The organism is Bacillus sp. SIMBA_005 (assembly GCF_046535585.1).
In the GTDB taxonomy this organism is placed as follows: domain Bacteria; phylum Bacillota; class Bacilli; order Bacillales; family Bacillaceae; genus Bacillus; species Bacillus pumilus.
Genome location: NZ_JAWRWI010000654.1, coordinates 1 through 260, shown reverse-complemented (window position 1 = coordinate 260; position 260 = coordinate 1). Strand labels below are relative to the sequence as shown.

1 pseudogene is annotated in these 260 nt (G+C 34.6%); it reads left to right on the top strand.

Annotated features, from left to right (window positions below):
* Positions 1-260: pseudogene (locus SB660_RS21700) on the top strand (histidine--tRNA ligase); the annotation flags it as partial.

Sequence of the window (260 nt, the reverse complement as noted above, 5' to 3'; positions counted from 1 at the left end):
ATTTTAATACTCGATAAAATTGAAAAAGTAGGTCATGATGCAGTTTTAGCAGAGTTAACAGAGCTAGGTTTGCAACTTGCTGTTGTAAAGCAAATCGCATATTTTTTACAAGACGATAGAAAAAATACACTTGCTTATTTCGGCCAATATGATGAGCCTCTGATTCAAGAAGGGGTAGCCGAAATGGAAGAATTAGAACACTATTTAAATAAGCTTGGCATTACAAAAAATTGTCTATTTAATCCTTTGCTTGCGCGTGG